General features: G+C 40.3%; 14 protein-coding genes. All 14 read right to left on the bottom strand.

Annotation, left to right across the window (positions count from 1 at the left end):
• Positions 1-105 precede the first annotated feature (105 nt).
• Positions 106-387, bottom strand: coding sequence for a hypothetical protein (locus COT81_05930; protein ID PIS04556.1), 282 nt, complete (start codon positions 385-387; stop codon positions 106-108).
• On the bottom strand, positions 384-665 hold the full coding sequence (locus COT81_05925) for a hypothetical protein (protein ID PIS04555.1): 282 nt from the start codon (positions 663-665) through the stop codon (positions 384-386). The genes COT81_05930 and COT81_05925 overlap by 4 nt, the downstream gene beginning before the upstream one ends.
• A gap of 127 nt (positions 666-792) precedes the next feature.
• On the bottom strand, positions 793-1116 hold the full coding sequence (locus COT81_05920) for a 4a-hydroxytetrahydrobiopterin dehydratase (GenBank protein PIS04554.1): 324 nt from the start codon (positions 1114-1116) through the stop codon (positions 793-795).
• Between the two features lie 69 nt (positions 1117-1185).
• On the bottom strand, positions 1186-1770 hold the full coding sequence (locus COT81_05915) for a hypothetical protein (GenBank protein PIS04553.1): 585 nt from the start codon (positions 1768-1770) through the stop codon (positions 1186-1188).
• Between the two features lie 82 nt (positions 1771-1852).
• Positions 1853-2320, bottom strand: coding sequence for a TspO protein (locus tag COT81_05910; GenBank protein PIS04552.1), 468 nt, complete (start codon positions 2318-2320; stop codon positions 1853-1855).
• A gap of 1 nt (position 2321) precedes the next feature.
• Positions 2322-2540, bottom strand: coding sequence for a hypothetical protein (locus tag COT81_05905; GenBank protein PIS04551.1), 219 nt, complete (start codon positions 2538-2540; stop codon positions 2322-2324).
• Between the two features lie 152 nt (positions 2541-2692).
• Entirely contained in the window at positions 2693-2890 is a 198-nt protein-coding gene (locus tag COT81_05900; protein ID PIS04550.1) for a hypothetical protein, read from the bottom strand.
• A 13-nt stretch (positions 2891-2903) separates the two neighbouring features.
• Positions 2904-3452, bottom strand: a complete 549-nt coding sequence (locus COT81_05895; protein ID PIS04549.1) for a hypothetical protein — start codon at positions 3450-3452, stop codon at positions 2904-2906.
• Positions 3453-3491: 39 nt separating this feature from the next.
• Complete coding sequence (locus COT81_05890; GenBank protein PIS04548.1) at positions 3492-3845, bottom strand: hypothetical protein; 354 nt, start codon at positions 3843-3845, stop codon at positions 3492-3494.
• Between the two features lie 122 nt (positions 3846-3967).
• The gene (locus COT81_05885; protein PIS04547.1) at positions 3968-4411 is read right to left on the bottom strand and encodes a hypothetical protein; all 444 of its coding nucleotides are present in this window, start codon (positions 4409-4411) and stop codon (positions 3968-3970) included.
• A gap of 130 nt (positions 4412-4541) precedes the next feature.
• On the bottom strand, positions 4542-4760 hold the full coding sequence (locus COT81_05880; protein PIS04546.1) for a hypothetical protein: 219 nt from the start codon (positions 4758-4760) through the stop codon (positions 4542-4544).
• A 175-nt stretch (positions 4761-4935) separates the two neighbouring features.
• Positions 4936-5547: a hypothetical protein gene (locus COT81_05875; GenBank protein ID PIS04557.1), complete on the bottom strand. Its 612-nt coding sequence runs from the start codon at positions 5545-5547 to the stop codon at positions 4936-4938.
• Between the two features lie 8 nt (positions 5548-5555).
• Entirely contained in the window at positions 5556-6398 is an 843-nt protein-coding gene (locus COT81_05870; GenBank protein ID PIS04545.1) for a site-specific DNA-methyltransferase, read from the bottom strand.
• A gap of 107 nt (positions 6399-6505) precedes the next feature.
• Positions 6506-7408 (bottom strand): hypothetical protein, encoded by a 903-nt coding sequence (locus COT81_05865; protein PIS04544.1) that lies wholly within the window; start codon positions 7406-7408, stop codon positions 6506-6508.
• Between the last annotated feature and the right edge of the window lie 266 nt (positions 7409-7674).

Here is a 7674-nt window from a genome sequence, read left to right as displayed (position 1 = left end):
TAGAACACTGTGCCCTAGATGGACTAACGCCCAATGAGGCGCTAGAAAGGGTGCAAAATGTGTGTGCCTAAAACATTTGAATAATTACTAACCATAAACTACACTCTACGTTTGATATTTAATCCGTTGAACATTTATCCCCTGCCCGGCTAAACCACTAATAATTTGGGGCTCGTGCAATTTCACTTCTTGCGCTACCGACGAGCTTAGACACGCAATTTTTAATACGCCATCTTTAAAAGAAACAGCGTGCATTTGATCGGCATGTGGACCAAAAATTTCCTTGGATAAATCGTCAAAACTGCCGACTACGTCAGCTGCCTTGATTTGTTTTTGAATCCCGGCTTTTCTAATTGCCTGCGGAAGTAAGTCTGATAATTTTTTCATACTAACCAATAGCCAAGCAAGCGTTCTAACATTGGATGAACCAATAAAAATGCCAAAACTAAAATTATTATTATGCCAAAAATTAATTGCCTGGCTGAGGCTTCATAATTTTTAGTGATGACACGCCACAATACCAAAGACGCTAAAATTAAAAAACCAGATTGCAAATACTTAATCGTTTCAGCCGCAAAGTAAGCTGTACCTTCGGTTGATAACCAATAGCCAGCACCATAAACGATAAGCCCCCAAACTCCGATGTACAGTAATATAGTTATCATAAATTTTCCCTCCTTTGTAGTCTTGAGCGAAGTCCCCGCCAAAGGCGGGTCAACCTCTGGCTGAGAAAGATCTCAAGGGCCCAACGCTTCGCCATTTCTGACATGGTGGCGCTCGAGATTGACATGACTACGCGTCAATTTTGGACGCCAAAATAAAATCGTTAATAAACAACCCGTCAATGGCGTGGGTGGTTAAATCAATGCGCACGTTTTTATACCCGGTTAAATGAATATCTGGGTGATGCCCCTCGTCTTCGGCTAAATGACCAACTTTATTCACAAACTCTAAAGCCTCTTTAAAGTCCTTAAAAGTATAGCTTTTGGTAATCGATTTGGCATCACTAGTAAGTTTCCAGCCTGGCGCTTCCTTCAATTTCTCTTCCGCTTGCTTGCGGTCTAATGGCTTAACGGCGCCTTCGCAAGCAACACATTTTTGTTTAGTTAAATCCATAGATTATTATTATAACATATAAAACAAAGCTTTCCTGTACGTTTCCTCCTTTCTGGATGCACAGGAAAGCTACTCCTTTTGAAGCGGGACAAGCAGCGAGTTTGGGTCGAGGTGGCCAATCTCAACGTAATTCCCCTGCTCGTCGCAGTAGCAAATATCAACTTCAAAGTGTAGGTGATGCCCGAATTGGGCGACTTCGCCTGACATCACACTGAAGTTGTAGCCAGAACCGCCTTCAAGGCCAATGGCCTGGCCTTGGCATACAGCCTCTCCAGCCGACAAATTCGGCTGTTCGGCCAAGTGCCCGTAGTAGGTGCAGACACCTGCATAACCGGGAAGCTCATGGTACAACTTAATCCAGTTTCCTTTCCGGCTATTACAATACGGGTCGTTAAACTGCGGGCAGGGCTCGCCCACAGCTACTACCACGCCGTCGGCCGCGGCCAACACAGGAGCGCCGAGTTGATCCGACATATCGATACCCCGATGCTCCTGGCTAATGTAGTGCGGTTTAGACGTCGCATCGAACGGGCCGTAGGGTTGCGTAACCTTGGGATTACGCAACGGCCAAATTAGAAGATTTTCGGGGTCGGCATAGGAGGCCGACGCCCAAAGCACTGCCAGCATGAGGCAGAGCCATTTTTGAGGACGCATTGCCAGCCTCCTTTAGCGCAATTGCGCCAGTTACCGCCCTTGTTTTGTCTTACTGCAATACAAAAACAAAGTCAAGGCTAGGCTAATTTAAATACCAAATCGCGCCGTTTAGAATTGTGGCAAAGGCGCCCCAGAGAAAATATGGTACTAATAAATAGCCCGCGATTTTTTTGAGCTGATGAAACTTTATAGTAATAATTAAAACTAAGACCAGCAAAATAACTATTACTCCAAAGGCGAGGCCGATTGATTGCCAACCAAAAAAGACAATTGACCATAAAGAATTTAAAACTAATTGAGCTAAATAAATTGCTAAAGCCGTATCGCGTGTTTTACTTTTTGGCATAACCCAAATTAAATACATGGCGATGCCCATTAATATATATAATGTAATCCATACTGGCCCAAACACCCAACTCGGCGGATTAAAAGACGGTTTGTTTAAATTAATATACCAACTGTCAATTGCGGGAGCGGTAAAAAACGAACCAATCGCCCCGGCCAATTGAGGCAAAATTAAGGCAACCACTAATTTAATTGGATTATTCATATTAAGTTAAATTTAAAATTCTATACGCTAAATAAGCAATCAAACCAAGCCCCAGAGGATAAATTATAAAAAGCCAAACATAAGAGGCGACACCGGCTTTTTGCGGATTTTTTAAAAATTCAAACCAACTCAGTAAGCCCAGATAAGAAGCTATGATGTTCAAAATAATAGCGCCGACTAAAATCGCTAATCCTAAAATAAAAATAAAAACAATTTTCATAGTTTAATTATAACACACTACTTTGTCATCCTTGAGCGTGGCGAATGACTTCCCCGATTGTCATCCTGAGGAGCCTGCCTGCCGGCAGGCAGGCGTAGCGACGTGAGGATCTCAGGTTTAGAGATTGCGACGCTTCGCTCGCAATGACAATTTTAAAGCCCGCTGTAGACTGAGAAGGTGCTAAGAAAAGTCGGGATGGCAAAAAGGAGACCAACAAATGGAAATACCAACATTACCACGCCGACCCAAAAAGCAATGGCGATATATCGGCGAATGGTGCTAACCGATTTATGCACCTCATCCACCTTTTGCTCCAAAACCTCCCACCTTTGTTGCATATCTTTATCCATAACTTAAAATTAATTATTTAAGCACTACCGGGACTTCTAAAGCATCGTCATATTCGGGTAGTCCGGATGGATTATCTTTTTGCAAAATTAGCGCGCCGCGATTGCTGTAACTATTAGGATCCAAATCAAAATTTACCGTTGCGGTAAAAGGTACAAAATCTTCAGTCATCCAATCATCTTTGGCCTGGGCAATGCCTTGGCCAATTATTAGCCCGTCCCAATTGACCACGACAACCGGAAAGCTCGCTTCAAAAAACCAATAGCCGCGCGCTTTGCCCGTTATCGTAACTGGGCTTGAAATTTCCTGGTTTGGCCGGGGAGAATTTATTTTAATCAAATCATTTTTTTCTAATTCATTGCCAATATCTTCAGTGAAAGTTTCCCCGTTATGCCGGCATTGCCGCGGATAACTTTCCATTACCGGATTACCTGCCGCAACACATCTTTCAAAACTATCAACCATTACCCCGTCCCCGGGAGTCACCGCCGGCCTTTTCCACCACCAAAAAAGAGCCCCTAAAACAATAATTATGGCAATTATTATAGCTAATGTCTTTTTCATACTTTAATTATAGCACAATAAAAAAACCTGGTTTTTAGCTCAGGTTATAATGCCTTCGATTCTGGCTCGGCCAGCCCAATATTTGAGATCCATTGGACAGCTGATTTCCTCCCTAACGTGAGGCAGGTAGTACTTAACAATCGACATTGCCGTTTGATATAACTCATCAACGTATTCTTCGGTGCAATACGGATGATTAGCCAAAAAGATAGTGTTGAAGGTAACTACCCGCAAAAAGTGGCTGAGTTTACCCGCCTTGTGTAACCGCAGGGCCAACCTTGCTTCTTTCAAGCTTATTGTTGAGCCGCTTCTGACGTCGATCAGCCTGACAAGTTCCGGGGATTCGTTTTTGACAAGCGGAGCAAAGACAATGTTCGCTCCAAAGTTGATCATCTGACCGCTAATAACAGCCGTGCCAAAACTTTTTTTTCGCCCTCTTCTCGGTCTCACAAATTCCTCCTTTGGTTATGAGCCGTAGCTAAAACCTACAACTGCCATCCAAAATTGTCAATATCTTATTTAGACAGATAATAACTAGGAATGATGGCGAGGACAAAATATATAAGAAATCCTAAAATTGAGAATAAAACTAATAATGGCAATGTTAGCTCATTAATCCGGCCAACGAGAATAAATTCATTAATCCATCCTAATACTCCAAGTGTCACGCTAGCTTTAAGATAAGATAATTTAAATTTTTTTTGGATAAAATAAAGGATTAAATATAAAATTAAAAACGCGGGCAAAGTTATCACAATGCATTCTTTGTATGGAGTCTCGCAAGTTAAATACTCCTCAATTAATACTAATGGAAAAGCTAAGATCAAAAAATTTATTGGCCGACCGAAAGGAGAATATTTTTTTATATTATTTGCAAAAAAATCTTTTAGAAAAAAAGACAATCCCCCAATGATTATAATCCAGTAAAGAAATACTTCTATGAGAGTGAATCTATCCATAAGCTAATTAAATGCAAGCTGCCTGCCGGCAGGCAGGTAGATAAAAACTTCGGTAAGAGTAAAATTAATCATGCCTCGTTATTTTTTTTCATTACCGGGCGAAATATAAATACTTTCAAATTTTGCTTTTTCAACTCAAGTTTAAAAGTTTGTAAGCAAAATAAGCTATCAGGCCAAGGCCCAGAGGATAAATTATAAAAAGCCAAACATAAGAGGCGACACCGGCTTTTTGCGGATTTTTTAAAAATTCAAACCAACTCAGTAAGCCCGAGTATGAAGCCAAAACATTAAGGATAATTGCGCCAATCAAAATCGCTACGCCCAAAAGAAAGATTAAAACAACTTTCATATTTTAATTATATCATACCCGATTGTCATCCTGCTTGTCCGCCTCTGGCGGGAGGAGTCCCGAGCGTAGGCGAGGGAGGACGTGAGAATCTCAGGTTTAGAGATTGCGACGCTCCGCCACGTCATACATGGCTTCGCTCGCAATGACACCAACCACCCCAGAAAGTTTTTTATTTTTATAAATCTAGCACTTCTTTTATAAAAGAAGTGCGTGCATAAAAGGCCCTGCTTGTGCTACCATGACCGGGCCCTTTAGTACGAGGCTGAATAAAAGTGCCCATTTTACCAGTTAGATGATCAAATCCTTTATTGATAATAGTGTTTCTAACTATATTATAATCTTCCTCGATTATTTTAATCAGTTTTTTATCATCTTCAAAGTCTAGGGAATCTACGCTAAGTAGTTTGGAACTGCTTTCTTCTTTGTCAACAAATAATCTTCCACAAAGGATAAGGCTTTTTAACTTTGCCCAAAGATGACTGTCATAAAAATCAGTAGAAGCGACTTGCTCACTATTAATCATGGTAATAGCGAAAGTTTCTTTCGGCTTCAAGGTCTTACAATCAGCTGCATACTTAAATGGAAACGATTTTAACTCCCAGTATTCACCGTTTGGCGCTTGCACGCTGTTAAGCCCTAGCCCAAGATAAATTTCCAACGTATGCCCTGCCCAACCTTTATTCGGTTTCCCATTTTTAAAAACCGTAACATTATATTGCTCAGCAAGCTCTCTTAAGTTTTTTCCTATCAGCTTTCTTAGCTTTGCCAGCGCTTCTTTTTTTGTAATAACTTTTTTCATACCAACTTTTCCTTACTCATATCCTTAAATCGTTTAATTGACAAATCCAAATATTTTTTCTCTGTATCAATTCCAATGAATTTTCGTCCGAGCATGCTAGCAACAATGCCGGTAGTAGAACTGCCAGTAAAAGGATCTAAAATCAAATCACCTTTATTAGTGCTGGCCATTACAATGCGCTTTAATAATTCTACTGGTTTTTGGGTTGGGTGTTTACCAAATTTCTTCTCCCAAGTTTTTGGTGTACCGATAGCCCAAACTGAACGCATTTGTTTATCTGGTTTTTTTATAAAATCATTCACATGCCACTCCCCACCTTTCATCAGCTTGTAGTTATAAGTATGTTTAGTTTTCTCGTCTTTCCGCGCCCAAATCAATGTTTCATGGCTAGCAGTAAAATAACGTCCGCTTAAATTCGGGGAGGCGTTGGGTTTAAACCAAGCAATATCATTTAAAATTTTATAACCCGCTGCCTGAATTGCGTGCCCGCATTGGTAAATTGAATGATAGGTACCGCTGACCCAAAGCGTACCTGCCGGTCTAAGAACGCGCCGACAAGCTGCTATCCATTTTTTATGAAATTCGTAGTCATCTTTAAACCCCTTGCTCGCATCCCAAGTTCCTTTATTAACGCTGACGCGCCTGCCCGCATAAACGGTAAAACCACCGTTTGAGAGATTGTAGGGCGGATCGGCGAAAATCATATCTATGGAATTTTCCGGAATTTTTTCTAGGATTGCCAAACAATCATGGTTAAAAAGATAAAACTTGCTATCCTTATCGTGAAAATAGCTCCTTTTTTCTTCCGGTTTTTCAATCGCTTTTATCACATTTTTCATGGTTACTATTATAACATAAAAGGCGCCCCTTTAATGGCGCCGTATTTTTACCCTTTTATTATAGCTTATTTTGTTTGTTTTTTCAAATCCCTTTATTTCTAAATTTATTATAATGACTTACTATCAAGCCAAAATTCTTTAAACTCAGCGCAAACATCATGCACTAAATAAGGGTCAATAAGCCCTATGCCAACCTCCGAAGATGTGTTATCAAGATCCTCTTTTGTTTTGATGAGATATTCAAAACTTTCAGTACGAAAAATTTCTTTTTCTACATTTGGCTTAAACCTAATATCAATTTTAAGATTTAATAAATTACTGTCTTCTTCGTGGGCAACCAAGAAAGTTGTCTGTACTTCAGTGCCTGGCTCAATGCCAATGTCACCATAAATTCTCGGTTGAAATTGACCTTTAATATCCCTCACATACTTATCTTCAACCTTACATCCAATGTGCTGGTAATTACCATCGCCAATTATACAACTAAATACATCATTGTAATCAAATTGTAAATTCAACCTTGATCCTGAATTTGGTTTAATGGTAATCTGCGATATAAAATCAGGCCCTATAACATCAGTTAAATAAACTATCCTGCCAGGATTCCTCTTAGTAATATAGGGGCAATAAATTTTCTTATCTTGCTTTAAAGTATCAAAAAAATAAGTAAAATTTTCAACATCTGCGAGGGAGCTGCCGTCATAATAATATTGATGAGTGCTTGGGCTAGATTCTCCTAATACTCTCCCATCTTTTTTGGTGTCCTCTTGAGAGTCCTTAGAGCCTGCCTCAGTATTTCCGTTTTTCTGTTCAATCTTATTGAAGCCGATAGCGACAACCCCGCTCTCTATTTTATTCGCTGTAACGCTGTTATCCGTATTATGCGTCACAACACTAATTATTGACTTACTCTCAAATACAATCGTGATTAGAAATGGAATTATTGCTAGCCAAAAAAATATCTTATGTGTAAGACTCCATTTCTTGTAAACATTTCTATACAAACCCATTTAATTACTTTCGTCTAAATTCTCCCTTCGGATATTTATTAGATATGGATCCCCGGGTCAAGCCCGAGGATGACAGGAAAAAACAAAAAATACCAATTTATCTTGCCACTTTTTGGGAATAACGGCAAGTGACTGGACCCCCGCTTCCGCGGGGATGACAGGAGGGGGTTACCCTCACCCTCGCCCTCTCCCCCATGGAGAGGGATTGTTTAACTGGATTCCCGATCAGAGCCTGTGCCGGACATGATCCGGTATCGAGAATGACC

It is taken from the genome of Candidatus Buchananbacteria bacterium CG10_big_fil_rev_8_21_14_0_10_42_9 (genome assembly GCA_002773845.1).
Taxonomy (GTDB): Bacteria; Patescibacteriota; Patescibacteriia; order Buchananbacterales; family 21-14-0-10-42-9; genus 21-14-0-10-42-9.
Note: the sequence above shows the minus strand (reverse complement) of the source record. Positions and strands in the feature narration are given on the sequence as shown.